Origin of the sequence: Caulobacter sp. CCUG 60055, assembly GCF_022750545.1 — a bacterium.
Taxonomy (GTDB): Bacteria; Pseudomonadota; Alphaproteobacteria; order Caulobacterales; family Caulobacteraceae; genus PUIC01.
In genome coordinates, this window is record NZ_PUIC01000001.1 from 702,225 (window position 1) to 727,872 (window position 25,648).

At 70.5% G+C, this 25,648-nt stretch carries 25 protein-coding genes; 10 read left to right on the forward strand and 15 right to left on the reverse strand.

The genetic code is table 11. From position 1 onward, the window contains the following. Nucleotides 1-6: 6 nt before the first annotated feature. Genes C5708_RS03370 through C5708_RS03380 form a run of 3 tightly spaced genes read right to left on the reverse strand, consistent with a single transcriptional unit; the run spans nucleotide 7 to nucleotide 2,596 of the window. Nucleotides 7-450 carry a hypothetical protein gene (locus tag C5708_RS03370; protein ID WP_242917813.1) on the reverse strand — a complete coding sequence of 148 codons (444 nt, stop codon included), beginning with the start codon at nucleotides 448-450 and terminating at the stop codon, nucleotides 7-9. Further along, nucleotides 447-1,481 (reverse strand): phosphotransferase family protein, encoded by a 1,035-nt coding sequence (locus C5708_RS03375; RefSeq protein ID WP_242917815.1) that lies wholly within the window; start codon nucleotides 1,479-1,481, stop codon nucleotides 447-449. The genes C5708_RS03370 and C5708_RS03375 overlap by 4 nt, the downstream gene beginning before the upstream one ends. Beyond that, nucleotides 1,478-2,596: a hypothetical protein gene (locus C5708_RS03380; RefSeq protein ID WP_242917817.1), complete on the reverse strand. Its 1,119-nt coding sequence runs from the start codon at nucleotides 2,594-2,596 to the stop codon at nucleotides 1,478-1,480. The genes C5708_RS03375 and C5708_RS03380 overlap by 4 nt, the downstream gene beginning before the upstream one ends. A 119-nt stretch (nucleotides 2,597-2,715) precedes the next feature. Between C5708_RS03380 and C5708_RS03385 the strand changes: the two genes are divergently transcribed. Then, the gene (locus C5708_RS03385; protein ID WP_347566992.1) at nucleotides 2,716-3,096 is read left to right on the forward strand and encodes a DUF423 domain-containing protein; all 381 of its coding nucleotides are present in this window, start codon (nucleotides 2,716-2,718) and stop codon (nucleotides 3,094-3,096) included. Here C5708_RS03385 and C5708_RS03390 read toward each other — a convergent pair. Next, the gene (locus tag C5708_RS03390; RefSeq protein ID WP_242917819.1) at nucleotides 3,081-4,304 is read right to left on the reverse strand and encodes a multidrug effflux MFS transporter; all 1,224 of its coding nucleotides are present in this window, start codon (nucleotides 4,302-4,304) and stop codon (nucleotides 3,081-3,083) included. The genes C5708_RS03385 and C5708_RS03390 overlap by 16 nt on opposite strands. 132 nt (nucleotides 4,305-4,436) lie before the next feature. Between C5708_RS03390 and C5708_RS03395 the strand changes: the two genes are divergently transcribed. Both C5708_RS03395 and pip read left to right on the forward strand, forming a co-directional pair. Further along, the gene (locus tag C5708_RS03395; protein WP_242917821.1) at nucleotides 4,437-5,447 is read left to right on the forward strand and encodes an alpha/beta hydrolase; all 1,011 of its coding nucleotides are present in this window, start codon (nucleotides 4,437-4,439) and stop codon (nucleotides 5,445-5,447) included. Between the two features lie 40 nt (nucleotides 5,448-5,487). Then, nucleotides 5,488-6,483, forward strand: coding sequence for a prolyl aminopeptidase (gene pip / locus C5708_RS03400; protein ID WP_242917823.1), 996 nt, complete (start codon nucleotides 5,488-5,490; stop codon nucleotides 6,481-6,483). A 37-nt stretch (nucleotides 6,484-6,520) separates the two neighbouring features. On the opposite strand, the gene rodA is transcribed toward pip, so the two are convergent. The 6 genes from rodA to C5708_RS03430 form a co-directional block, all read right to left on the reverse strand. After that, nucleotides 6,521-7,675 (reverse strand): rod shape-determining protein RodA, encoded by a 1,155-nt coding sequence (rodA, locus tag C5708_RS03405; RefSeq protein WP_242917825.1) that lies wholly within the window; start codon nucleotides 7,673-7,675, stop codon nucleotides 6,521-6,523. Further along, complete coding sequence (mrdA, locus tag C5708_RS03410; RefSeq protein ID WP_242917827.1) at nucleotides 7,672-9,672, reverse strand: penicillin-binding protein 2; 2,001 nt, start codon at nucleotides 9,670-9,672, stop codon at nucleotides 7,672-7,674. Before mrdA ends, rodA begins: the two co-directional genes overlap by 4 nt. A 12-nt stretch (nucleotides 9,673-9,684) precedes the next feature. Beyond that, nucleotides 9,685-10,203: a hypothetical protein gene (locus tag C5708_RS03415; protein WP_242917829.1), complete on the reverse strand. Its 519-nt coding sequence runs from the start codon at nucleotides 10,201-10,203 to the stop codon at nucleotides 9,685-9,687. Beyond that, nucleotides 10,200-11,264, reverse strand: coding sequence for a rod shape-determining protein MreC (gene mreC, locus C5708_RS03420; RefSeq protein WP_242917831.1), 1,065 nt, complete (start codon nucleotides 11,262-11,264; stop codon nucleotides 10,200-10,202). Before mreC ends, C5708_RS03415 begins: the two co-directional genes overlap by 4 nt. A 38-nt stretch (nucleotides 11,265-11,302) precedes the next feature. After that, nucleotides 11,303-12,346, reverse strand: a complete 1,044-nt coding sequence (locus C5708_RS03425; RefSeq protein WP_242918057.1) for a rod shape-determining protein — start codon at nucleotides 12,344-12,346, stop codon at nucleotides 11,303-11,305. Between the two features lie 204 nt (nucleotides 12,347-12,550). Continuing rightward, the gene (locus C5708_RS03430; RefSeq protein ID WP_242917833.1) at nucleotides 12,551-13,435 is read right to left on the reverse strand and encodes a DMT family transporter; all 885 of its coding nucleotides are present in this window, start codon (nucleotides 13,433-13,435) and stop codon (nucleotides 12,551-12,553) included. A 138-nt stretch (nucleotides 13,436-13,573) separates the two neighbouring features. On the opposite strand from C5708_RS03430, the gene C5708_RS03435 reads away from it, so the two are divergent. Continuing rightward, a complete protein-coding gene (locus tag C5708_RS03435) occupies nucleotides 13,574-14,056 on the forward strand; it encodes a hypothetical protein (protein WP_242917835.1) in 483 nt (160 codons plus the stop codon). 6 nt (nucleotides 14,057-14,062) lie between these two features. On the opposite strand, the gene C5708_RS03440 is transcribed toward C5708_RS03435, so the two are convergent. Together C5708_RS03440 and C5708_RS03445 are read right to left on the reverse strand one after the other, a co-directional pair. Continuing rightward, nucleotides 14,063-15,637, reverse strand: coding sequence for a 2-isopropylmalate synthase (locus C5708_RS03440; RefSeq protein WP_242917837.1), 1,575 nt, complete (start codon nucleotides 15,635-15,637; stop codon nucleotides 14,063-14,065). Nucleotides 15,638-15,881: 244 nt separating this feature from the next. Continuing rightward, the gene (locus C5708_RS03445; protein WP_242917839.1) at nucleotides 15,882-17,834 is read right to left on the reverse strand and encodes an alkyl sulfatase dimerization domain-containing protein; all 1,953 of its coding nucleotides are present in this window, start codon (nucleotides 17,832-17,834) and stop codon (nucleotides 15,882-15,884) included. Between the two features lie 158 nt (nucleotides 17,835-17,992). Between C5708_RS03445 and C5708_RS03450 the strand changes: the two genes are divergently transcribed. Beyond that, nucleotides 17,993-18,547 carry a TetR/AcrR family transcriptional regulator gene (locus tag C5708_RS03450; protein ID WP_242917841.1) on the forward strand — a complete coding sequence of 185 codons (555 nt, stop codon included), beginning with the start codon at nucleotides 17,993-17,995 and terminating at the stop codon, nucleotides 18,545-18,547. 4 nt (nucleotides 18,548-18,551) lie between these two features. Here the strand turns inward: C5708_RS03450 and C5708_RS03455 are convergent, their stop codons facing one another. Continuing rightward, complete coding sequence (locus C5708_RS03455) at nucleotides 18,552-19,262, reverse strand: TVP38/TMEM64 family protein (protein ID WP_242917843.1); 711 nt, start codon at nucleotides 19,260-19,262, stop codon at nucleotides 18,552-18,554. Nucleotides 19,263-19,482: 220 nt separating this feature from the next. Here C5708_RS03455 and C5708_RS03460 point away from each other — a divergent pair, with 220 nt between their 5' ends. The 3 genes from C5708_RS03460 to C5708_RS03470 all read left to right on the forward strand — a co-directional run bounded on the left by C5708_RS03460 (nucleotide 19,483) and on the right by C5708_RS03470 (nucleotide 22,510). Further along, complete coding sequence (locus C5708_RS03460) at nucleotides 19,483-20,166, forward strand: ParA family protein (RefSeq protein WP_242917845.1); 684 nt, start codon at nucleotides 19,483-19,485, stop codon at nucleotides 20,164-20,166. 97 nt (nucleotides 20,167-20,263) lie between these two features. After that, nucleotides 20,264-21,466, forward strand: a complete 1,203-nt coding sequence (locus C5708_RS03465; RefSeq protein WP_242917847.1) for a pyridoxal phosphate-dependent aminotransferase — start codon at nucleotides 20,264-20,266, stop codon at nucleotides 21,464-21,466. A 6-nt stretch (nucleotides 21,467-21,472) separates the two neighbouring features. Continuing rightward, entirely contained in the window at nucleotides 21,473-22,510 is a 1,038-nt protein-coding gene (locus C5708_RS03470) for an MraY family glycosyltransferase (protein WP_242917849.1), read from the forward strand. A 19-nt stretch (nucleotides 22,511-22,529) separates the two neighbouring features. Here C5708_RS03470 and C5708_RS03475 read toward each other — a convergent pair whose 3' ends face one another. After that, a complete protein-coding gene (locus tag C5708_RS03475) occupies nucleotides 22,530-23,465 on the reverse strand; it encodes a polyprenyl synthetase family protein (protein WP_242918059.1) in 936 nt (311 codons plus the stop codon). Nucleotides 23,466-23,659: 194 nt separating this feature from the next. On the opposite strand from C5708_RS03475, the gene C5708_RS03480 reads away from it, so the two are divergent. Both C5708_RS03480 and C5708_RS03485 read left to right on the forward strand, forming a co-directional pair. Next, a complete protein-coding gene (locus C5708_RS03480) occupies nucleotides 23,660-24,442 on the forward strand; it encodes a methyltransferase domain-containing protein (protein WP_242917851.1) in 783 nt (260 codons plus the stop codon). 7 nt (nucleotides 24,443-24,449) lie between these two features. Beyond that, nucleotides 24,450-24,983 (forward strand): hypothetical protein, encoded by a 534-nt coding sequence (locus C5708_RS03485; RefSeq protein WP_242917853.1) that lies wholly within the window; start codon nucleotides 24,450-24,452, stop codon nucleotides 24,981-24,983. Nucleotide 24,984: 1 nt separating this feature from the next. Here C5708_RS03485 and C5708_RS03490 read toward each other — a convergent pair whose 3' ends face one another. Further along, nucleotides 24,985-25,548, reverse strand: a complete 564-nt coding sequence (locus C5708_RS03490) for a nucleoside 2-deoxyribosyltransferase (protein WP_242917855.1) — start codon at nucleotides 25,546-25,548, stop codon at nucleotides 24,985-24,987. Nucleotides 25,549-25,648 lie beyond the last annotated feature (100 nt).

Consider the following 25,648-nt stretch of genomic DNA (forward strand, 5'->3'; position numbering starts at 1 on the left):
CGGGCTTCAGCGGGCCGGCATCGGCGGCAGGGTCAGCAGGCGACGGTCGGCCATCTGCTGGTAGAGGCCGAGGATACGACGGTCCAGCGCCCGGTCGCCCGCCGTCTCGGCGGCGACATGCAGCTCGATCAGCAACCGGCGCAGCCCGGCGTTGCCCCGGTCCAGCGCCCCCAGCGAGAGGTCGCGGTCCTCGCCGGCCGCGGCCGCGGCCAACCGATCACCGAGGTCCGATGGAACGGCGGCCGCGGCCTCGGCGAACAGCGCGCGCAGGGCAGCGTTCTCCCAGACGCGGGTTTCGACCCCGCTCTGCGCCTCCTGCGCCGCCAGCAGGCCGATCAGGCCGGTCACGGCCACCTTGCCGGCCATGAACTCGCCCATCGCCTCGGGCTGCGGCGGCTCGATCAGGCAGAGGAAGTTGCCGACCAGCAGCTCGGGAACGGAGGGCGTCATGTCCAGGCCTCCAGAGCGACCAGGCGGTCGGCGATGATCTTGTCGTGACGCCGGGCCGTGTACCAGCCGGAGAAGCCCAGCACCGGGTCGCGATAACCGCCGTCGGCGTATTCCTTGGCCGCCGAGGTCCAGATGCCCTGCCCCTTGACGGCGTTGAACAACTCCCACCAGGCCAGGGCGGCGGGGTCGGCGGCCAGGCCGCTCTCGCGCTCCCAGATGGCGATCGCCTCGGCGCGGGGAAGCATCCCGCCGACGCGCTCGGTCTCGAAGTGCGCCCATAGCGGATCGATGGCCCAGCCCAGGTCCTCCAGCGGATCGCCAAGATGCGCCATCTCCCAGTCGAGCACCGCCACGATGCGACCGCCGCCGTCGTGCATGAAGTTGCCGCTGCGATAGTCGCCATGGACCACGCTGATCTTCTGGGCCGACGGCGGCGGGTTGCGGCGCAGGCGGCGGATGGCGGCGCGCACGATGGGCTGGGGGTGCTGCTCGTCGGAGTCGATGACGCCCTCCCAATGGTCGAGCTCGCGCAGCCAGCAGGCGTCGGCCGCCGGGGTCTGACTGAGCCGGGCGATAGGCAGGCCGGCCGGATCGGCGCGGGCGATACGGCCGAGGATGGCGAAGAACTGCTCGCCCAGGGCCCGCGCGTGGGCGCCGTAGGGGTCGGCGGTGAACGGCCCGGCGGCCCGGCCGCCGTCGATCCGCTCCATCAGGAAGAACGGTCGTTCGAGCTCGCTTTCGCCGGCCTCCAGCGCGACCGGCCGCGGCGTCGGCGCCTCGCGGCCGTGGAAGCTCTCATAGGCCGCGTATTCCAGCCGGCGGTCGGTGTCGATCAGGCTGCCCGGCGGGTCGCGCCGCAGGATCAGCCCCCGCGTCTCCCCGCCGACCACGGCGTCGAAACGATAGGTCTCGCGGCTGGCGCCGCCGGGAATGCGCGACAGGTCGCGGATCTCGACCGGCCCGTCCCAGAGCCGGGACAGATAGGCCGCCAGGCGCTCGGCGAGACCGCCGGCGAAGATCGGCGCGGTCACGGCGCGAAGTCCAGCAGGTCCTTGAATCCAGAGGGCGCGTGCGGCCCGAGCGCCAGTTGCTCCAGCACCCCGCGCCCGACCTGGACGCGGCCGGCGGCGTCGCTGTATGTGACCTTGGACAGGGCCTGGACGTGCAGGTGGTGCGGCAGGCGCGGATCGACGGCGGCGAGGTCGAGGTCCTCGCGCTCGACGGCCAGCGGCCCGTGCGCCAGGCCGTGTCCCCACTTCGGATGGCCGTAGCCCAGGCCGAGCATGTAGAATTCGTAGGTGGGCTCGAAGACGATCCGCCGCTCGCCCTGTGCATCGGTCAGCCGCACCACCGCCCGCCGGGCGTGGCGCGTGCCGGACTTCCAGTCGATCTCGACGCTCGCCTGGTCGATATGGCGCAGCCCGGCTTCGTCGGCGCCGTCCGGCGCCCAGACCGCGCGACGGTTCCAGGGCCGCCCCTCCCCGTCGTCGTTGGTGTGGAAGAAGAAGCCGCCGGACGGAAAGTTGCAGGGCGACCACAGCCAGAAGAACTGCGGCGGCTGGGGCGGCGGGGTCTCCTGCGGATCGCGGGCGCCGACCGGCCGCACGCCCCAGGACCGGTCGCGCGTGCCGACGAACCCGTCGACGGAGCGCCGCTCGCCGTCCCGCTCGACCCAGCCGGAATAGCGGCCGTTCTGGGTCATGCGGGTGTAGTCCATGAAGGTGCGTGGCCCGATCCGGCGGGTGAAGCGCGGCTCCTCGACGGGAAAGGCGCGGCCCTCGAAGACCAGCTCGGCCCGCAGGCCATGCTCGGGCGCCTCGACCGTGACCTTGAGACGGCGCAGCGGCTCCAGCACCTCGACGGCGATCGGCCCGACGCGCAGGTCCATCCGCTCCATGCCCAGCCAGCGGCTGGCGTGCAGGGCGGTCTCGACCCCGCCCCGCACCATCGTGAACGCGGCGTCGGCGATGTTCAGGTGCGGATAGACCCCGAACGCCACGGCGAAGAAGTCCTCGCCCCCGTCGTCCGGATCGGGGCCGTAGCCGTTGAAAAAGTAGCGGTCGTAGAAATTCCGGTCCGTGCCGGAATAGGCGACCGGCTCGGGCGTCTGGTGGATGGGATAGTCGTCGCCCCGGGTCAGCGGCATCCGGCAGTCTCCTCCTGCATCGGCGCCCGCCCCCTGTTTCCGGGGCTTTCGGCGTCCGACCGGTTCAGCCTAAGGTCGGCGCGCTCGAATGCAATTGTGACCTAAGGGAAGGCTTTCGCGTGACCAGACAGGATCGGATGTGGACGGCCCTGGCCGCCGCCAGCGGCTTTCTGGCCGTGGCGCTGGGCGCCTTCGCCGCCCACGGCGTCGCCGACCCGCAGGCCAAGGAGTGGCTGCGCCTGGGCTCGCAGTACCAGATCGTCCACGCCCTCGCCGTGCTGGCGGCGGTGGCGATCGGCCGCCTCGCCGGCCGGGGCGCCGGCGTGACGGCGACGCTGTTCCTGGCCGGCGCCGTGCTGTTCTCGGGATCGCTCTACGCCATGGCCCTGGGCGGCCCGCGCTGGCTGGGCGCGGTCACGCCCCTGGGCGGCGCCGCCTTCCTGGCCGGCTGGGTCTGCCTGGGCTGGTCGGCGCTGCGGAGCCGTCAGGCCGAGGCCTGAGGCCGGCGCAGGGCGAGCAGGAACAGGGCCGCGCACGAACCGGTCAGGCAGACCAGCATCACCGTCGCCATCGGCCGGGCCGTGCCGTCGTGGAAGGCGCCGCCGAGCCACGAGGCGATCGCCCCGGCGGCGAACGAGGCCCCACCCATCAGCGCCGATATCGAGCCGGCCCGGCGGGGATCGACGCTGAGCGCGCCGGCCATGGTGTTGCCCTGCATCAGGCCGAACGAGGCCAGCACCACGAACAGCAGCCCCAGCACCGACCAGCGGCCGCCGAGGCCGGTGAAGGCCGCCCCCGCCAGCAGGACCGCGGCGGCGACCGAGACGATCGAGGCCTTGGCCAGGATGGCGTCGGCCGTGCGCCGCCGCAGCAGGCGCCGGTTGACCTGGCTGGCGCCGATGACGCCCAGGGCGTTGATCCCGAACACCCAGCCGAACGCCTGGGGCGACACGCCATAGGCGCCGATCACCAGGTCGGGCGAGGCCGAAATGTAGGTGAACAGCGTGGCCCCGTTCAGCGCCCCGGCGATGGCGTAGCCCAACAGGCGCGGCTCGCTCAGCAGGGCGGCGTAGGCCCGCAGCGGATGCTCGGCCCTGGCCTGGGCGGCCGTCTCGGCCGAGCGCGACTCGGCCAGCCGCGTCGCCACCCAGACGCCGATCAGCACGCCGAACCCGGCCAGGGTCCAGAAGATCGCCCGCCAGCCGGCCGCCGCCAGGATCGCGCCGCCGGCCAGGGGCGCCAGGATCGGCGCCAGCCCCATGATCAGCATCAGCAGCGACAGGATGCGCGCCGTGTCCTGGTGGTTGAAGCGGTCGCGGACGATGGCCCGCGCCACCACCGCCCCGGCGCAGCCGCCCAGGGCCTGGACGAACCGCGCGCCCTGCAGGGCCTCGATCGTCGGGGCGAGCGCGCAGGCGGCCGAGGCGAGCGCGTAGACCAGGGCGCCGATCAGGATCGGCGCGCGGCGGCCGAAACGGTCGGACGCCGGCCCATAGAGGAACTGGCCCAAGGCCATGCCCAGAAAGAAGGTCGACAACGTCGCCTGGGTCGCCTCGGGGCTGGCGCGCAGCGTCGCGCCGATCGCCGGCAGGCTCGGCAGGTACATGTCGATCGACATGGGGGCGAAGGCGGTCAGGGCGCCGAGCAGGACGACGAGGCCCCAGGGCGTGCGGGCGGGGCCTTCGATCTGTTGGGTCGGAATGGACAAGCGGGCTCCCGGTCGGCGGAAGGCCCGCTTTTATCCGCTTTCGACGGCGAGAAAACCCTGCACCGCCCTTGCCAGACCGGCGAACGCCGTTCAGCCTAAACAATTGTTTGAGACAACGCCTCGGGGAACGCCATGTCGGACGCGCTCGCTCGCCAGATGCCGCCGGTCCAGTACGCCCAGCTCGGCGAGGTGCGGCTGGCCTATTACGAGGCGGGGCCGCGCCGCGGAACGCCGGTGATCCTCTGCCACGGCTGGCCGGAACTGGCCTTCTCGTGGCGCCACCAGATCAAGGCGCTGGCCGACGCCGGCCGCTGGGTGATCGCGCCCGACCAGCGCGGCTACGGCCTCAGCGACCGACCGGCGGCGGTCGAGGACTACGACATCGAACGCCTGACCGGCGACCTGGCCGCCCTGCTCGATCACCTGGGCGTCGACAAGGCGGTGTTCTGCGGCCACGACTGGGGCGGCATCGTCGTCTGGCAGATGGCCCTGCTGCATCCCGACCGCGTCGCCGGCGTCATCGGGATCAACACCCCGTTCATGCCCCGGCCGCCGGCCGACCCCATCGCCATCATGCGCGCCCGCTTCGGCGACGACATGTACATCGTGCATTTCCAGACCTATGGCGACGCCGACGCCATCCTGGCCGCCGACGTCGGCAAGACCATGGACTTCTTCATGCGAAAGCCGCCGCCCGACCAGCCGCCCTCCGCCGGCCTGGCCGGGGCCCGGTCCGGATCGGGTTCGGGGTCGGGTTCTAGCTTCGCGCTGATCCGCATGCTGGAGGCCTACGACCCGGCCGCCGACCGCCGCGACCGCTTCCTGACCGACGAAGAAACCGCCGCCTTCGTCGAAACCTACCAGGCGACCGGCTTCACCGGCGGGATCAACTGGTACCGCAACTTCACCCGCAACTGGGAGCGCACCGCCGGGGTGGAGCAGAAGGTCGCGGCCCCCGCCCTGATGATCATGGCCGAGAAGGACGCGGTGCTGCCGCCCTCGGCCGCCGACGGCATGGAGGCCTATGTCCCGGACCTGGAGAAGGTGCTGGTGCGCGATTCAGGCCACTGGACCCAGCAGGAGCGGCCCGAGGCGGTCAACCTGGCCATTCTCGACTGGCTGGATCGTCGCTTTCACCAATAGCTGTATGGCGGGCGGCGACGGCCCGCAGTAGGCTGGGGACATGGAACGCCACGCTCCCTCGCCAGACGCCGCCGTCGCCCAGGCGCCCCGTCGCGGACTTTACTCCGACAACGAGCCGTTCGCGGCCGGATGGCTGCCCACCGGCGACGGCCACGAGATCTATTACGAGGAGTGCGGCAAGCCGAACGGCAAGCCCTGCGTCATCCTGCACGGCGGCCCGGGCGGGGCCATCAACCCCACCATGCGCCGCTTCTTCGACCCCAAGCGCTGGCGGATGGCGCTGTTCGACCAGCGCGGCTGCGGCAAGTCGCGGCCGAACGCCAGCCTCGACAACAACACCACCTGGAGCCTGATCGAGGACATCGAGCGACTGCGCGTCCACCTGGGCGTCGAGCGCTGGACGGTGTTCGGCGGCTCGTGGGGATCGACGCTCGCCCTCGCCTACGCCGTCACCCATCCCGAACGGGTCGAGGCGCTGGTCCTGCGCGGCGTGTTCCTGCTGACCGACCGCGAGCTGGGCTGGTTCTACCAGGACGGGGCCTCGTACCTCTTCCCCGACGCCTGGGAGCGGTTCCTGGCCCCGATCCCCGAGGCCGAGCGCGGCGACCTGATGGCCGCCTATCACCGCCGGCTGACCCATGCCGACCGCGCCGTCCAGGCTGAGGCCGCCGAGGCCTGGAGCCAGTGGGAGGGCGACACCATCTCGATCCGCGGCCCCGAGGCGCGGCCGGCCAAGTTCAACGAGGCCGACTTCGCCATCGCCTTCGCCCGCATCGAATGCCACTTCTTCGCCAACAAGGGCTTCTTCGAGGAGGACGGCTGGCTGCTCAAGAACATCGGCCGCATCCGCCACATCCCCGGCTGGATCGTCCAGGGCCGCTTCGACGTGGTCACGCCGATGGAAAGCGCCTGGAGGCTGCACAAGGCCTGGCCCGAGGCGCGGTTCGACCTGATCTGGGACGCCGGCCACGCCTCGACCGAACCCGGGGTGGTCGACGGCCTGGTGCGCGCCACGGACCAGGCCTTCACGGTCTAGCGCCGCCCGGGCGGCGGCGAGCCTGCCGAAGCGCCGGTCAGACCAGCGTGCCCTTGCCGCTGGTCACTTCCGAATAGCGGTGCACCCGCACGGCCTGGACCAGGCCGAAGCCGACCATCACCGTCAGCATCACCGTGCCGCCGTAGGACAAGAGCGGCATCGGCACGCCCACCACCGGGGCCAGGCCCATGACCATCGCCCCGTTGATCAGCACGTAGAGGGTGAAGGTCGCCGTGATCCCGGCCGCGCACAGGCGGCCGAAATGGCTGTGGGCGGTGGCGGCGATGCGCAGGGCGATGAAGATCACCGCGGCGTAGAGGATCAGGATCGACACGCAGCCGACGAAACCGAACTCCTCGGCCAGGGTGGCGAAGATGAAATCGGTCTGCTTTTCGGGCAGGAAGTTGAGCTGGCTCTGCGAGCCGAGGCCGTAGCCCTTGCCGAGCAGGCCGCCCGAGCCCAGGGCGATCTTGGCCTGCAAGGTGTGGTAGCCGGCGCCCGAGGGGTCGTTCTCGGGATTGAGGAAGGTCAGGATGCGGTCGCGCTGATAGTCCTTCATCACGAACATGATGAAGGGCGGCACCGCCACCGCCGCGCCGACCACCCCGGTCAGGATCACCCGCCAGTCGAGCCCGGCCAGCACCACGATGGCCGCGCCCGTGGCCGACAACAGGATCGCCGTGCCGAGGTCGGGCTGGTGCGCCACCAGCAGGGCGGGCATGCCGATCAGCCCCGCCGGGATCAGCAGCTTCCACGAGAAGCGCGCATCCTTGGCCGAGACGCCGTGATAGAAACGCGCCAGGGCGAGGACGAGGCCGACCTTCATGATCTCGGACGGCTGGATGCGCACGAAGCCGAGGTGCAGCCAGCGCTGGGCGCCCAGCGAGACCTCGCCCACAAGGGCCACGGCGATGAGCATCAGCAGCCCCATGCCGTAGACCGGATAGGCCAGGGCGAACCAGACGCGGATGTCGATCAGGGCCAGGACGATCATCAGGCCGAAGAAGATCGAGAAGCGGATCAGGTGGTCCGCCGCCCACGGCGTCCACGAACTGCCGGCGATCGAATAGAGCATCACCCCGCCCGCCCCCGCGATCAGCGACAGCAGGACGCAGAGCGCCCAGTCGATCTGGCCGAACTTGACGATCAGGCGATCGCGCTCGCCGGGGCGGGTCAGGGCGCTGGCGGTCATTGCGGGTCCGGCGGTGGGCTGGAGGGGAACGGCGACGGCTGGCCCGACGCGTCGGTGGGCGGCGGCGGCGCGGCGCCCTCGACCTCGCCGGCGGCGGCCGGCGGGGCCTCGGGCATGGGCATCGGCTTCTCGATCCGCGCCCGCACCTCCGGGTCCTTGAGCAGGGCCACCCGCATCACCTCGCGCGCGCGGGGCGCGGCGGCCGTCGCGCCGCCCAGGCCGCCGTGCTGGATGATCACCGACATGGCGTAGCGCGGATCGTCATAGGGCGCGAAGGCGACGAACAGGTTGTGGTCCTTGAACCGCCACTCCGACGCCTTGCGGGTGGTCGCCTTGTCGTAGTTGCGCACCTGGGCGGTGCCGGTCTTGCCGGCCATCTTGACGTCGCCGAGACCGAGCTGGCTCTGCTTGTAGGCCGTGCCGGTGACGTCGTTGGCCACCGCCGCCATGCCGCCGCGGACGATGTCGAGGTGCTCCTTGCTGAACGGGAGGTCGGGCACGTCGGCGCCGGACGGGGTGGCCACGCCGCCGATCGACTTGATCAGGCGGGGATTGAGCGCCTTGCGGCCGTTGGCCAGCCGCGAGGTCATCACCGCCAGCTGCAGGGCGTTCACCGCCAGAGCCCCCTGCCCGATGCCGAAGCTCGGCGACTCGCCGGGATGCCAGACCGGGTCCTTGGGGAAACGCTTGCGCTTCCAGTCGCGGTCGGGAAGCGTCCCGCTCTTCTGGCCCGGAATGCCGATGTCGAAGATCTGGTTGATGCCGAACGCCCGCGCGGTCCTGGCGATGACGTCCGGGCCGATCCGCAGCGCCATCTGGTAGAAGTAGACGTCGCACGAATTCTTGATGGCGTCGTGCATGCTCTGCGCGCCATGGCCGCGCTTCTGCCAGCAGTGGAAGGTGCGGCCGCCGAAGAACCAGCCGCCCGAGCAGACGATGCGCTCCTCGGGATTGATCCCCGACTCCAGAGCCGAGAGGGCGGTCATGGTCTTGAAGGTCGAGCCCGGCGGGTAGGTGCCGCTCAGCGCCTTGTCCAGCAGCGGCTTGCGCTCGTACTCGGCCAGGGCCTTGTACTCGGGGCCCGACAGGCCCTTGACGAAGCGGTTGGCGTCGAAGCTGGGCGTGGAGACCATGCACAGAAGATCGCCCGACCGGCAGTCCATCAGCACGATGGCCCCGCTCTCCTCGCCCATCACCTCCAGAGCCCGGTTCTGGACGTCGGCGTCGAGGGACAGCGCCACCTCCTTGCCGGGCACGGCCTTGATGTCGCCGCGCGGGTCCTCGCGGATCACCCGCCCGCGGGCGTCGACCTCGACCTTCTTGCCGCCGGCCTTGCCGCGCAGTTCGCGGTCCAGGGCCTTCTCGACGCCCTGCTTGCCGATGCGGAAGCCCGGATTGTGCATCAGCGGGTCGTTCATCGCCCCCGGCGCCTTGAGGTCGACGTCCGAGACCTTGGAGACATAGCCGATCACATGGGCGAAGGCCCCGCCGAACGGATAGACGCGCACCTCGCCCATGTCGGCGGTGACGCCGGGCAGTTGCGGCAGGCGGACGTTGACCGCGGAGAACTGCTCCCAGGTCAGGTCGTCCATCACCGAGACCGGCGCGAACCGTGGGCTCTGCTCGATGTCGCGCATCACCGCCTTGCGCCGGTCGGGCGACAGCGGCGAGATCAGCGACAGCGTGTCGAGCGTGGCGTCGACGTCGTCGACCTGGTCCTTGGTCAGCATCACCCGGAAGTTCGGGCGGTTGGAGGCCAGGGCCACGCCGTTGCGGTCGACGATCAGGCCGCGCGGCGGCGGCACCAGGCGGAAGTTGAACTGGTTGTCGGCCGCCATCAGCTTGTAGCGGTCGGCGTCGACGATCTGCAGCTGCGCCAGCCGTCCGGCCAGGGCCAGCACCCCGACGCCGGCCAGGCCGCCCATCAGGAAGGTCCGGCGGGAGAACACCCCCTGCCGCTCATTGACCTCGCTGAAATAGATTGAGGGTTCGCTCAAGCTGGACGCCCATCACCGGAAGCGGACATCGGCGTCCTCGAAGCGCTGGATCAGCCGGTTCGCGAACGGATAGAGCGCGGCGTTGACCAGCACCTGCCACCCCGCCCCGATCAGGCTGGGCACGGCGATGGAATCCAGCATGGTCAGCATGTAGGCCGTGCCCGTGGCCAAAAGACAGGCCGCCCCGTACCAGGCCCAGATCACCAGGGGGCCCTGGTTGTTCATCACGCTGCGGGTGGCCAGCACCCCGGCGTAGGCGGCCAGGAGCGAGATCGCCCAAAGCCCCAGCGGACCACCCCAGAACAGGTCGAGGAACAGGCCCATCCCGAGCAGGAAGAACGGCGGCAGGATCGACGGCCGGATCACCGCCCAGGCGAAGGCCGGCGCCAGCGGAAAGACGAACTCGGGAAGCTGCAGGCCGAACACCCGCAACGGAATGGCCAGGAAGATGGTCGCCACGACGCAGATCAGGGTCGGAGCGACCAGCCACCGCCAGGGGTCGAGCGGCCGGGTGGCCTGGAAGCCGCTCATACCTGGCCTCCGCCCGGCTGGGCGGCGTCCGCGCCGGCGGCGGGCGCGGCGGTTTCGGGCTGCCTGGCCGGCGCGGGCTTCGGCTTCGGAGCGGCGGCGGGTTTGACGGCCGCGGGCTTGGCGACGGCCGGCGCCTGGGCGGCCGGCGCGGCGGCCTGAGCGGCCTGCGTCGTCGGGGGCGACGCCGTCGAGGCTTCGAGCTGGGCCTCGCTGACGGCCTGGGTGAAATCCTTGAACTTCAGGATGCGGACATAGTCGATCGGCGCGTAGTCGGAATCCAGACGAACCCGCCAGCCGCCGTCGACGCCCTTGACCGCCGTGCCCACCGGCAGGCCGCGGGGCATGACGCCGCCGTCGCCCGAGGTCAGCAACCGGTCGCCCGCCTTCACCGGATCGCGGCCGCGCAGATAATCGAGCCGCGGGTCGGAGCCGCCGTCGCCGGTCAGGATGGCCCGGGCGTTGGTGCGCTCGATCATCACCGGCGTGCGTGAGGCGATGTCGGTCAGCAACAGCACGCGGCTGGCCCCGTCGGCCACGCCGATCACCCGGCCGACCAGGCCGCGCTCGCTCATCACCGGATTGCCGACCACGACGCCGGCCTCCTTGCCCGCATTGGCGAGCCGGGTGTTGGCGAAGGGGCCGCGGGCGTCCATCACCACGCGGGCGGCCACCATCGGGATCGGCGGATCGGTCTTCAGGCCGAGGATGGCCTCGTATCGCCGGGTCTTGTCCTCCAGCGCCATGGCCTTGTCGCGCCACTGCCGCGCCTCGATCAGCTCGGCGCGCAGGCGACGGTTCTCAGAGATCGCGAAGAAATAGCCTCGCACGCCGTCGATCCCGGCCCCGGCCCAGCGCACGGGCGCGGAGATCACGCCGCCGACCGGCGCCTCGACCGTGTCGACCACGTTCTTGCTGGCCCCGTAGGCGGAAGCCTGCAGGGTCTCGCGACGGTCGCTCATCAGGAACGCCACGGCCGCGACGGCGGCCACTATGAGCGCCACCGCCGCCGTCCAGGTCAGCGGAACCTTGAGATCGCCGAAAGGTCCGTCCCGTAAGGACACGTCCGCGCCTCCGCGCCCCCGCGCTTGCTAGAGAGCTATCAGACGAGGGTCGATTCCAGAACGCCCTTCATCCACTTGGGATGCTCGAGGACCTTGCCGCAGCCCAGGGCCACGCAGGACAGCGGATCGTCGGCGACGGTGACCGGCAGGCCGGTGTGGTCGCGGATTTCGGCGTCCAGGCCGCGCAGCAGCGCGCCGCCGCCGGTCAGCATGATGCCCTTGTCGGCGATGTCGGAGGCCAGCTCCGGCGGGGTGGCTTCCAGGGCGACCTTGACCGCCTCGACGATCTGGCTGACCGGCTCGGCCAGGGCGTCGGCGGCCTGTTTTTCGGAGATGCGCACTTCGCGCGGCACGCCCTGCATCAGGTCGCGGCCCTTGACCTCGATGGCCAGGCCCTCGCCGTCGGCCGGCGCGCGGGCGGTGCCGATTTCCTTCTTGATGCGCTCGGCGGTGGTCTCGCCGATCAGCAGGTTATGGTGCCGGCGCATGTAGCTGATGATGGCTTCGTCCATCTTGTCGCCGCCGACGCGGACGCTGCGCGAATAGACGATGCCCGACAGCGACAGGACCGCCACCTCGGTGGTGCCGCCGCCGATGTCGACGACCATCGAGCCGGTCGGCTCGTGGATCGGCAGGCCGGCGCCGATAGCGGCGGCCATCGGCTCGTCGATCAGGCCGACGCGGCGGGCCGAGGCGTTCAGGCAGCTGTCGTTGATGGCGCGGCGCTCGACCGCCGTGGCGCCGGACGGCACGCACACGATCACCTTGGGGTTCACGAAGCCCTTGCGGTTGTGAACCTTGCGGATGAAGTGCTTGATCATCTCCTCGGCGACTTCGAAGTCGGCGATGACCCCGTCGCGCATGGGGCGGATGGCCTCCATGTGCCCAGGCGTGCGGCCCAGCATCTGTTTGGCCTCGATGCCGACGGCGTGCACGACCTTGCGCCCCCCGACGTTGCGCAGGGCGACCACCGATGGCTCGTTCAGGACGATGCCCTTGCCCTTCATATAGATGAGCGTGTTGGCGGTGCCGAGGTCGATGGCGATGTCGTTCGAGATGACGCCGAAGATAGAGCCGAACATGAAAGGCCTTGGGGTGATGATGCGGACGAGCATGATCCAACGCCGGCCGAAAACCGCGTCAGTCACGCGTCTCCCCAAGACGCGGCCGCGCTCTTCGCCTTCTGCTCAGCGGTCGGATGAGCCGATGTGCCCTGCTAAAAAAGACATTTCAAGGACTTTTAAGAATCCCCCACAGTTTCAAGGCCGTGATCGAGTCGCGGCGGCTCACCACAACGACGTCATCACCACCCCGGCGAGGACGGCCAGGCCGGCCAGAATCTGGGCGGGACGCAGGGTCTCCTTGAAGAACCGCCGCCCGGCCAGCGCCGCGATCGGCGCCTCGATCACCCCGACCGCCCTCACCGGCCCGGCGGGGGACAACGCCACGGCGATGAACCAGCAGGCGGACGCCGCCGCGCCGAAGAAGCCCGCCCCGACCGAAGCGCGCCAGCCGGCCGCCACCGCGCGCAGGGCCGCCCGGTCGCGCGCCGCCAGGTAAAGGCCCAGGCCGGCCGCCTGCATGGCCTGGACGACGCAGAGGCTGACGATCGCCGCATAGACCCTGTGCGCCGGCTCCAGCTCCAGGCCGGCGCGGCGGAACGCGTTGAGCGAGAACCCGAAGGCCAGGCCGGACGCCAGGCCGAACACCGCGCCCGTCGCCGGCCGTTCGCCCGCCGCGCCGCGCCGGGGCCAGCTCAACGCCGCCAGCCCGGCGCTGGTCGCGGCCACGCCGATCCAGGCCGTGGCGCTCAGCCGGTCGCCGAACACGAACAGGCCGGGGATGGCGGCCAGGGGCAGCGAGCTCTGTTGCAAGGCCGTGGCCACGGCGAAGCCGCCGCGCCGCATCGCCACGAGAAGCGCGGCGGTGGCCAGCACCTGGGCCAGGGCCCCGGCCGCCGCCACGCCCCAGAACCCGATCGAGAAGCTCGGGCGGGCGCCCGGCGTCAGCAGGCAGGCGACGACCGCCAGGATCAGCGAGAACGGCAATCCGAACAGGAAGCGCACCAAGGTCGCGCCCCAGGGCCCCGCCCCGGCCATCAGGCTGCGCTGGAGGCCGTTGCGCGCCACCTGCAGGGCGGCGGCGGCGACCGTCGCGGCGATCCAGATCATCGCCGCCGCCGCATCAGGGAATCTTTATGCGCCGGGCCGCCGATCGCCATCGAAGCCTTACGCCGGCGGGACCAGATTCCGGATCGTCGCGAAACCGGCGCTTCGGCGTCCCCGGCGACATCTGAAAGGCTTTGCATCATGAAACCCTCTCCCTGGAACCGCGCGGCCCTGTTCTTCCTGGGCCTGCCCGAGGCGGCCGACGACGAGCCCCTGGACCGCATGCTGGGCCTGGCCGAAGCCACGCCCCTGTGCGCCATCAGCGTCGCCGGTCCCGAGGCAGGAGACGCGATCAGCGGCCTGTGGCGGCGCGGCTACCAGCGGGTCGAGGCGGCGCGCCGCGCCACCTGCCCGTCGGCCGACGAGCGGTGCGACGTCCTTCTGGTGGTGGGCTGCGAGCACGCTGAATCGGCGGCGGCCCTGGCCGCGAACACCGCCGCCATGCTGCGCCCCGGCGGCGCGCTGGTGGTGGACGCCAGCCGCATGGTGTCGGCCGACGCCCGCCGCACCCTGTGCCGCCTGCTCGACGGCTACGGCTTCGCCTGCGCCGAGGGCGCGCACCTCGGCGCCGAGATCAAGGCCGAGCGCCGCCCCACGGCGCCCCGCCTGCGCGTCGTCGACTGAGCCGGCTCAGAACCCGCTGGCGATCGCCGGGTCGGGCCGCGTCTTTTCCTTACGCGCGAAGAGGTTGTTGAGCGCGTTGACATAGGCCTTGGCGCTGGCGGTCAGGGTGTCGGTGTCGGCGGCCTGGCCGGTGGCGATGCGACCGTCCTCTTCCAGCCGCACCGAGACCTGGGCCTGGGCGTCAGTGCCCTCGGTGACCGCGTGCACCTGGAACAGGCGCAGCGTCGCCCCGTGCGGAGCGACCACGTGGATGGCGTTGAACACGGCGTCGACGGGGCCGTCGCCGGTGGCGCTGGCCGAACGCTCCTCGCCGTCGATCTCGACGGTCAGCTGCGCCTCCTGCGGCCCCTCGGTGCCGGCGACCACGCGCAGGTTCTTGACACGGATGCGCTCGGCGCCCCGCGCCAGGGCGTCGTCGACCAGGGCGACGATATCGTCGTCATAGACGTGCTTCTTGCGGTCGGCCAAATCCTTGAACCGGCCGAACGCCTCGTTCAGCGCGTTCTGGCCCAGCTCGTAGCCCAGGTCCTTGAGCTTGGCGCGGAAGGCGTGGCGGCCGGAGTGCTTGCCCATCACCAGGCTCGACGGCGCCTGGCCGACGTCCTCGGGCCGCATGATCTCGTAGGTCTCGCGGTTCTTCAGCATCCCGTCCTGGTGGATGCCGCTCTCGTGGCTGAACGCGTTCTTGCCGACGATGGCCTTGTTGTACTGCACCGGGAAGCCGGTGATCGCCGAGACGTAGCGCGACGCCCGGGTGATGTGGGTGGTGTCGATGCGGGTGTCGTAGGGCAGCCGGTCGCCGCGCACGCGCAGGGCCATGACGATTTCCTCGAGCGCGGCGTTGCCGGCCCGCTCGCCCAGGCCGTTGATGGCGCACTCGACCTGACGCGCCCCGCCCTGCACCCCGGCCAGGCTGTTGGCGACCGCCAGGCCCAGGTCGTTGTGGCAATGGGTGGAGAAGATCACCCGGTCGGCCCCGTCGACGTTCTCGACCATGTATCGGAACAGGTCGGCGTATTCGGTCGGATAGGTGTAGCCGACCGTGTCGGGCAGGTTGATGGTGGTGGCGCCGGCCTTGATCGCCGTCTCGACCGCGCGGCGCAAGAACTCGCGCTCGCTGCGGGTGGCGTCCTCGGCCGACCACTCGATGTCGTCGCACAGGTTGCGGGCGTGGCCGACGGTGCGGGCGATGACGTCCAGCACGTCGCCCGGCTCCATCTGCAGCTTGTGCTTCATGTGCAGCGGGCTGGTGGCGATGACGATATGGATGCGGCCGCGCCTGGCCGGCTTGATCGCCTCGGCGCAGCGGTCGATGTCCATGGTGTGCGCCCGGCACAGGCCGGCGATGGTGCTTTCCTTGACGATCTTCGAGACCTCGCGCACGGCCTCGAAATCGCCGTTGGAGGCGATAGGGAAGCCGGCCTCGATCACGTCGACCCCCATCTCCTCCATGATCTTGGCGAGTTCCAGCTTCTCGTCCAGCGACATGGAGGCGCCCGGCGACTGCTCGCCGTCACGCATGGTGGTGTCGAAGATGATGACGTTCTCGCGCTTGGCGGCGGCGTCGGATACGGAGGTCATGGGAAGGGCTCGTCGGTCTGGTGCGTTTGTCGGGCGGCGGGCTTTCGAGATCCCCTGCACGCCCGGCCGCGACGAAGCGCGGCCCCTAGAGCGCCCAGGGGCTGATAAGCAGGAGCGAAAGCAGGTCGCGGCGGCCGTTCATAACGCTCCTCCTACACATCCAGGCGGAATCGAGCAAGCTTTTTGCGCGAGAGCAGCCCTTTTCGATCCATGACGCAAGAATTTCGCGAGAGCGGCCGGTTGCTCAGCGCGTAACGATCGGAAAATCGGCGGGCGCGGCATCGAACCACCCCGCCAGCCGGGCGAAGGCGGAAGCATCGCCCTCCAGCTTGACGTCGCCGCTGGCGATCTTGGCCTGCAACGGGACGTGATTGAACAGCGCGTCGAGCAGCACGGCGCGCGGCGCGGTGAGGACGGCGTCGGTCCGCTCGCTCCCGGTCGCGGCCTGCGGGACGAGGACGCCGTTGCGGACCTGCACGACGAAGCGCTCGCCGCGCTCGGGGAACACGAACCCCAGGCTCAGCCGGGCGTCCCCCGCCCTGCCGGCGTCGAGCCGCACCGACAGCAGGTCGAAGATCATCTCCGACGGCAGGTTGCGCACGAGGTCCGCCGAGACCTGGCCCGCCGGCCCGCGCCTGACGCCGTCGCGCAGCTCGGCCGCCCCGGTCAGGTACATGTTCCGCGCCAGCGAGTTCTCGCTCTGATAGCCCAGTTGGTCATAGGTCCGGGCCAGCAGGGCCTTGGCCGCCGGATCGCCCCCCGCCATGACCAGATGGTCGAGCAGCACGGCCGCCCAGGCGTAGTCGGCCCGGTCGTAGGCCGCCTGGGCCATGGCCAGCACCTTGGCCGCCCCGCCCATGGCCTCGACATAGCGCTTGCCGACGTCCGCCGGGGGCCGCGGCTCAAGGTGCGCGGGATTGGCGTCGTACCAGCCCATGTAGCGTTGATAGACCGCGCGGCTGTTGAAGCTGAGGCTGCCGTAGTAGCCGCGGTCGAACCACTCCCGCGCCAGGGTCTTGGGCAGGGCGATGCGGGCGGCGATCTCATCGCCGGTCATGCCCTGGTTCATCATCCGCACGCTCTGGTCGTGCAGGTATTTGTAGGCGTCGCGATGGTCGGCCAGGAAGTCGGCGATCGCCGCGCCGCCGAAGCGCGGCCAGCCGTGGCTGGTCATCATCACGTCGCTCTTGTCGCCGAACAGGCGGATCGACTCGGTCAGATAGTCAGCCCAGGCCTTGGAATCGCGGACCAGCGCCCCGCGCGGGGTCAGCACGTTGTGCATGGTGACGTTGGCGTTCTCGGCCATGTCGAGCACATGCAGGTCCGGGAGGTAGAAGTTCATCTCGGCCGGCGCCTCCGTGCCCGGCGTCACCTGGAACCGGAAACGCACCCCGTCGAGCGTCAGCTCCTGCCCGGTGCGCTCGATGCTGACCGTCGGCGGAATCAGGGTGATCGTCCCCTTGGAGATTCCCAGACCGATGCCCGACCCGAGCTGGCCGGTCGGCGAAGGGGCGAGCAGGTGGCCGAACTGGTACTGGGCCCGGCGGGTCATGGCCGGGCCGGCGATGACGTTCTCGCTGACCACTTCCTTGAGGAAGCCCTGCGGCGAGACGACGGCCACCTTGCCGGCGTCGACGTCCTTCTGGTCGACCACGCCCCGGACGCCGCCGAAATGGTCGACATGGCTGTGGGTGTAGATCACCGCCGTCACCGGGCGGGGCCCGAGCTTGTCGGAGACCAGGGCGTAGGCCGCTCTGGCGGTCTCCAGCGAGGTCAGCGGATCGACGACGATCCACCCCGCGGCTCCCCGGATGAAGGTGATGTTGGCCACGTCGAAGCCGCGCACCTGATAGACGCCGGGCGCGACCTCGAACAGGCCGCTCATGGCCAGCAGCTGCGCCTGCCGCCACAGGCTCGGATTGACGGTCGGCGGCGCCTCGCCCTTGAGGAAATCGTAGGCCGAGAGGTCCCAGGCCGCGCCGCCGTCGGCGCGGCGGATCACCGGGTCCTTGAGCGTTCCGAGGTAACCGCGCGAGGCGAAGTCGAAATCACGGCGGTCCTCGAACGGCAGCTCGCGGGCGACCTCGGCCTGGCGGCGCACGGTGGCGGCCGACGGCGCCTCGCCCGCCGTGGCGGCGCCCGCCCACAGGACGGCGGCGGCCAGGGCCGCCCCGCAGACCATGCCGCCCACGCCCATCGCCGCCTCCTGGATTTAGATTTTGAAACCAGATGGTTTCATTTTAGGTATCATCGAACATGGCCGATGCAAATCCCTCCCCTCGCCCCGCGCCCGGACGCGGCCGCCAGGGCCTCCCCAAGCCCCGCGTCGACCGCGCCGCACGGCGGGAGCTGATCTTGCGCTCGGCGGCCGAGACCTTCGCCGAGTTCGGCCTGCAGCGGGCGACCATGCAGGACATCGCCGACCGCGCGGGCATGGCCAAGATATTGATATACCGCCTGTTTCCGTCAAAGGAAGCCCTGGCCGCCGCGCTGTTCGAACGGGTGCTGGACCGCCTGAAGGCCGCCGCCGCCGAACCTTGGACCGGCTACGGCTCGGGCCAGATGCGGCTGCTGAACGAGGCGCGCCAGGACCGCGCCGCCTTCCTGCTGCTGCTGCGCGACGGGCGCGCCGATCCCGAGGCGCGCCGATGGTGCGACGCCTATCAGGACCTGCTGGCCGGCTTCGTCTATCCGCTGCTCGCGCCCGCCGCCGGGAGCGACGCCCAGGCCGAGGACCGCGCCCGCTTCGCCGCGCGGCAGTTCACCGGCTTCATCACCGAAACCCTGATCGTCTGGCTGGAGGACGGCGACGGCCTGAGCGACGCGGCGCGCGTCAAATGGTTCGGCGACATCATCCGCAACTGGCGGCGGGCGACCCGCGAGGCCTATCGCCTGGACGGCGGGAGCTGAGGCCTCAGCTCTCGGCCTGCTCGCGGGCCTTGAGCCAGCGGCGGGCGATCAGGCCGCCCCCGATCCAGATCGCCGCGGCCAGCACCAGCATGACGATGGGCTGGCGCCCGCCCCCCTTCATCGCCTGGACGATGGAATTGCCGGCGAAGGCGGTCAGGGCGATCTTCGGCACGATGCCGATCCCCGTCCCGATCAGGAAATCGGCGAAGCGCATCGGCGTGACGCCGGCGGCCATGTTGACCACGATGAACGGCGCCGAGGGCACCAGCCGCACGATCAGGCTGGCGGTCAGGCCGTTGCGCCCGATCAGCCGCATGAAGCGGTTGACGCCTTCGCCGGCGAAGTCGCGCAGCACGCCGGCGCCGAACTGGCGCCCGAGCCAGAAGCCGACCACCGACGAGACCAGGGTGCCGATCCAGCTGTAGAGGAACCCTGTCCACGGGCCGAAGGCGACCACGGCGGCGGCGATCAGCACGAACTGCGGCACGCCCAGGAAGGCCAGCACCGCGAAGGCCCCGACCGCCACCGGCAGCGCCCAGGGGCCGTGCGAGGCGAGGCCGAGCCAGCGCTCCACGGTCGCCTCGCCGTTGAAGCCCAGCATCTGCGCGCCGAACAGGAAGACGACGCCGACGCCGCCGAACAGCAGGAACGAGACGGCCAGGGTCCGCCAGGCGCGGGCGTCCATGTTGAGGACGAACTGGAAGAGTCGACGCATCGACCGCTTATAGCGGCCCGCCCGGACGCCGACGAGGCCGCAGAGAGGAATTTTGCGTCCGGCGCGCTTATTCCTCGACGGAGCTTCCGCTGTTTGTCACATTAATCATGTATAGACGACATTTACGCTTGCCGACCCTCTCCAAGGTTCGCCCACCTGAACCGCAGAGTCTTCCTGGGGAATGGCGACGGGGGAACGCTTCGGATACTTGGCGGACGGCATGCGCACCATCGCCATCATTTCGAGCAAGGGCGGATCGGGCAAGACCACCCTTACTCTGCACCTCGCCCTGGCGGCCTTCGCCGAGGGCGCGCGCGTCGTCATCGCCGACGTGGACGGACAAAGATCGGTCGGCCAGAGCCTTCGCGCCCGCCAGAGCCCCGGCCCGGGCCTGGTCGAGACCACCGTCGGCAAGTTGTTCACCCTGCGCGTCACCGCCGAGCGCGAGGGCTGCGACTATGTGTTCATCGATACGCCCAACGCCCCCGACCGCGACCTCGTCACCGCCATCGGCGTCGCCGACCTGTGCGTGCTGGTGGGGCGCCCGACCTTTTTCGACATCACCGCCGCCGCGCGCGCGGCCGCGGCGGTGCGCCGCCTGGGCAAGCCGGGCCTGATCGTCCTCAACCAGGCCCCGCCGAAGCGCATGGGCGTCGAGTCCTCGGCGGTCTCGCGGGCGGCCGAAGCCCTGCGCCTGACCGGCCTGCCGCTGGCCCCCTACGGCCTGCGGTCGCGGACCGTCTATCAGCTGTGCGTCGCCCACGGCCTGTCGGCGGCCGAATATCAGGCCGCCGGGGCCGGCGCCGCGGAGGTCGGCCTGCTCTGGCGGCACGTGCGCGATCTCGCCGCCGCCCTTCCCGTCGCCGGCCCGGCCAGGGCCGCCCGCGCCGCCGACGCTTCCTGAGGCCGGATTCAAGAACCGTCCGCCTCCGCATTGCACCGCCCGGCGAGCCCGCGTAAACAGCGCCCAATCCTTTCAGCAAAAGGGGGAGTCCCCGGTTATGTCGCTTGAATCCGCCACCCTTCGCCGGGTGAAGCCGTCCGCCACCATCGCGGTCAGCGCCAAGGCGCGCGCGCTGCAGGCGGCGGGGCGCAAAGTCATTGCGCTCTCGGCCGGCGAGCCGGATTTCGACACGCCCGACAACATCAAGGACGCCGCCATCAAGGCGATCCGCGAGGGCAAGACCAAGTATACCGACCCCGACGGCATGCCCGAGCTGAAGGCGGCGATCTGCGCCAAGTTCGCCCGCGAGAACGGCCTGACCTACAAGCCGTCGCAGATTCACATCGCGCCGGGCGGCAAGCCGGTGATCTACAACGCCCTGGTCGCCACCGTCTCGCCGGGCGACGAGGTGATCATCCCCGCCCCCTACTGGGTGTCCTATCCCGACATGGTGCTGCTGGCCGGCGGCGAGCCGAGGCCGGTCGAGACCCGCGCCGCCGACGGCTTCAAGCTGCAGGCCGCCGACCTGGAGGCGGCGATCACGCCCAAGACCAAGTGGCTGATCCTCAACTCGCCGTCCAACCCCTCGGGCGGCGCCTACACCCGCGCCGAGCTGAAGGCCCTGGCCGACGTGCTGATGCGCCATCCGCACGTGTGGGTGCTGACCGACGACATGTACGAGCACCTGGTGTTCGACGACTTCGAGTTCACCACCATCGCCCAGGTCGAGCCCGGCCTCTACGACCGCACCCTGACCATGAACGGCGTATCCAAGGCCTACGCCATGACCGGCTGGCGCATCGGCTACGCCGGCGGTCCCGAGCCGCTGATCAAGGCCATGGGCAAGATGATCAGCCAGACGACCTCGAACGCCTCGTCGATCTCGCAGTGGGCGGCGGTCGAGGCGCTGAACGGTCCGCAGGACTTCATCAAGACCAACCAGAAGCTGTTCCAGCAGCGGCGCGACCTGGTGGTGTCGATGCTGAACCAGGCCAACGGCCTGCGCTGCCCGACGCCGGAAGGCGCGTTCTACGTCTACCCGTCCTGCGAGGCGCTGCTGGGCAAGACCGCGCCGACCGGCAAGGTGATCAACAGCGACGAGGATTTCGCCTCCGAGCTGCTCGAAGCCGAGGGCGTCGCCGTGGTCCATGGCGCGGCCTTCGGGCTGTCGCCGTTCTTCCGCATCTCCTACGCCACCTCGAACGATATCCTGGAAGACGCCTGCCAGCGCATCCAGCGGTTCTGCGCCAGTCTGAAATAGGACGCCATGACGGGGGAATGGGCGGCCATCGTCGCCGGCGCCGCGGCGCTGGCGACCTCGGGAGCGGTCGCGGGCCTCGTGGCCCGGATCGGGCCCGTCGACGCTCCCCGCGCCCGGGGCCTGCATCGCCGGCCCACCCCCACCAGCGGCGGCGTCGGGATCATGGCCGGCGTCGCGGTCGGGCTGCTGCTGTTCGCCTGGCTGTCGGGGCCCGGCGCCTCGCCGATGCTCGGCCGGATCGGCGGGCTGCTGCTGCTGGCGGCGGGCGTCGGCGTGTTCGGCGCCCTGGACGACATGGCCGACTTCGGCGCCAGGGCCAAGCTGGCGGTCGACGTCCTGCTGGCGGCCGTCTTCGCCGTTTTCGTCGGCCGCATCGAAGCCCTGCCGCTGGCCCCCGGCGTGATCCTGCCGCTCGGCCCCATCGTCGGCGGGCTCGGCACGGTGCTGTGGATCGTCACCTTCAGCAACGCGGTCAACTTCATGGACGGCGCCAACGGGCTGGCGCCAGGGGCGCTGATCGTGGTGTTCGCGGGGCTGGCGGTCGCGGCCGGCCTCCATGGCGCGCCGCTGATCGCGGTCGCGGCCATGATCGCGGCGGCGGCCGGCCTCGGCTTCCTGCCCTGGAACCACCCCGGCGGGCGGCTGTTCCAAGGCGACGTCGGGGCGCTGTTCTCAGGCTTCTTCGCCGCCGGGCTGGCGGTGCTGGCGGCGGGCCGAAACGACGACGGACCGCTGTCGCTCTATTTCGTGGTCCTGGCCGGGCTGCCGCTGCTGACCGACGTGCTGCTGACCCTCCTGGACCGGGCGCGGGCGCGGCTGTCGCTGTTTCAGGCCCACCGCGGCCACGTCTATCAACGCTGGCTGGACCGTGGCGGCCGCACTCACGGGGCGCTGGCCTGGCGCGCATGGCTAGTCATGGCGGCGTTCACGCTGGCGGCCCTGGCGATGGAGGCCGCGCCGCGCGGCTGGCGGCCCGTCATCTTCGCCGCCGGGGTGGCGACGGCCGCCGCCGGCTGGGCGGCGCTGCGCCGCCGCCTGCGCTGAGACCGGACGGGAAAGCCCCTCAGGCCGAGCGGCTGACCGCGAAGTCGGCGAGATCCTCCAGCGCCGTCCGCCAGGGATTGGCGGGGAACGCGGCCAGGGCCGCCTTGGCCCCGGCGGCGTAGTCGGCGGCCAGGTCCAGCGTCGCCTCCAGCGCGCCGACCCCGACGATCAGCTCGCGCGCCCGGCGGAAATCGGCGTCGGTCTGCTCCAGCCGGCCGATGACCCGCTCCCAGAACGCCGTCTCGCGCGGGCCGGAACGGGCGATGCCCAGCAGCAGCGGCAAGGTGGCCTTGCCTTCGCGGAAATCGTCGCCGGCGTTCTTGCCCAGGGTCTCGGTGGCGCCGCCATAGTCGAGGGCGTCGTCGGCGAGCTGGAAGGCGAGGCCGAGCTTGAGACCATAGGCGCGCAGGGCGGCGATCCGGGTCTCGTCGACGCCGGCCGACACCGCGCCGGACTCGGCGGCGGCGGCGAACAGCTCCGCCGTCTTGGCCTGGATGATCTCCAGATAGGTGGCCTGGTCGAGATTGAGGTCGTGGGCGCGGGTGAGCTGCAGCACCTCGCCCTCGGCGATGACGCTGGAAGCCTTGGCCAGGATCTGCAGGGCCCGCAGCGAGCCGGTCTCGACCATCAGCTCGAACGCCCGGGCGAACAGGAAGTCGCCGACCAGCACGCTGGAGGGGGCGCCCCAGATCAGGTGGGCGGCCACCTTGCCTCGGCGCAGCTTGGAGCTGTCGACGACGTCGTCGTGCAGCAGGGTGGCGGTGTGGATGAACTCGACGGCGGCCGCCAGCTTCAGGCAGGCCTCGTCGGTCGATCCGGCCAGGCGGGCGGCGGCCACGGTGAGCAGCGGACGCAGCCGCTTGCCCCCGGCGGCGATCAGATGGTCGGCCAGCGCCGGGATCACCGGCACCTGGCTGGCCATGCGCGCGGCGATCAACGCGTTGACCCCCTGCATGTCGGCGGCCGACAGACGCACGAGTTCGTCGACGCCGCCGGCGGGCGCGCCCTTCGAATGGACCGGGATCGCGTTGACTGCGTCCAAAACTGCCGGCTCCTGAACAAGACCGATGCGAGGCGCGCCGGTTGCGGCGGACAATGGTTGCGGGATAGGTCAGGGTCAAGACAAGCACAAGGCTTGAAACGAGCACAGTGACCGCCCAGGACGACCCGCCGCCGCCGAATCGATCACCGGAGCCGAACACCGAGGACAAGGTGCTGGGCGGCCGGGTGACGCTGGCCCAGCCGCGCCGGGGCTATCGCGCCGGACTGGACGCCGCCCTCCTCGCCGCCGCCTGCGACGCCGGCCCCGGCCAGCGCGTGCTGGAGGCCGGCTGCGGTCCGGGCGCGGCCCTGCTTTCCGCCGCCGTCCGCCGTCCGGGCGCGCGCTTCGTCGGCGTCGAGCGCGACCCCGAGGCCCTGGCCCTGTGCGTCGACAACATCGCCCGCAACGGCCTGGGCGGCCGGGTCGAGGCGATGGCCGGCGACGTGACGGAAGGCTTTCGCAGCCTGGGCTTGGCCCCGTTCGACGCGGTCCTGGCCAACCCGCCGTTCTTCGACGACCCCGCCGCCCTCCGCCCGCCCTCGCCCGCCCGGCGCGGCGCCTGGATCGCCGACGGCGGCCTGAAGGCCTGGACCGATTTCCTGCTCAAGGCCGTGCGCGAGGGCGGCTCGATCACCGTCATCCACCGCGCCGACCGCCTGGCCGACCTCCTGGCCTTGCTCGCGCCCAAGGCCGGATCGTTCCGCGTCCTAGGCATTCATCCGTTTACGGATGAACCGGCAAAGCGGGTGCTGGTGCGGGCGGTCAAGACCGGCAAGGCGCCGCTGGCCCTGCTGCCGCCCCTGGTCCTGCACGACCGGGGCGGGGCCAAGCACCGGCCCGACGTCGAGGCGATCCTGCGTGGGACCGCAGATTTGAAATGCGCCCAGTAGATCATCAATGCGCGACTTAAACCTTCCAGCACATCAACTTTCGCTGACGCCTGAAGAGCACGCCAAGATCGGCGAGATGGCGGAGCTTACTGAGCAATTTCGGATTTTGCTCGCAAGCGCCGGGAAGAGCTTGACGGGGAAGAGCTATGAAGAATGGCTAGAGCTCTCGAACGACAATTTTCCAAAACAACTTAACGCACTCTCGTTACACGCTATCGAAGACCCAGAATTGAAGGAGCTCTTAGATGAACTATCCGAGAAGGGGTCAGTAGCATTGACGCGCAGGAATCAGTTTGTTCATGCAGCTTGGGGCTTCAATACCGAACTCGGCCGGGTAGCGGGTTTTGATGCCAAACGCCGAGCCGTTATAAATTTTGACGACGCAGAGGCGGCAATCCGAGGTCTGAGAGAGCTCACTTGGATTGCAAAAGAGATTCTAATGCGCGCAGCTAGCCTTGTTCAGATAGACAAGCGGGCAGCAGGTTCCTTAGATGAGCCGGGACCATGGGTCGGCACGTCAACGGGCAATCTCAAACTATAGCTCAATCTGAGTACATCTTTATTGCCTCGAGGCAGAGCTGCAGCCCGGTCAGGTCGCCCTGCACGTCCGGCGTTATGATGACGTAGAGCCGGCGCGCCTCGGCCCATAGCATCAGGTTCTCGGGCAAGCCGAAATCCTCGATCTCGCAGTCGTCGCCGTCGCGCCAGACGCCGTCTTCGCCGAGATGGGCGCCGATGAGCGCCTCGATGCGCTCGCGCGGGTCGGCCTCGACCTCGGTGGCGACGTTCATGTAGGCGAACACCGGCTTGCCCAGCGCCGCCAGGAAGCCGGCCTCGAACGCCGCGCCGGCGTCGCAGCTCGGCCCGCGGAACGGCGTCAGGTTGACGATGCCCGCATCCGTCAGGCGCATGCGCGACACCCGGTCGGCGTAGATCTCGCGGGCCATCGCCTCGGACGGCTCGGTCTCGACCAGGAAGCCGTCGCCCGACAGCACGGGAACGAAGCCGGCGGTCTCGCAGAGGGCGCGCTTCTCCGCCGCCAGCGCCGCGGCGTCAGGAAAGCTCGCGTCCGGGCCGGCGAGATAGATCGAGGTGATGCGGCGCATGGCCGCTTCTTAGCGGCATAGGCGGTGGCCGCCTAGAGCACGAAAAAGCCCGCCCGGCGCGGAGCCGGGCGGGCGGATTCGCAAGGACGACGCCGAGGCG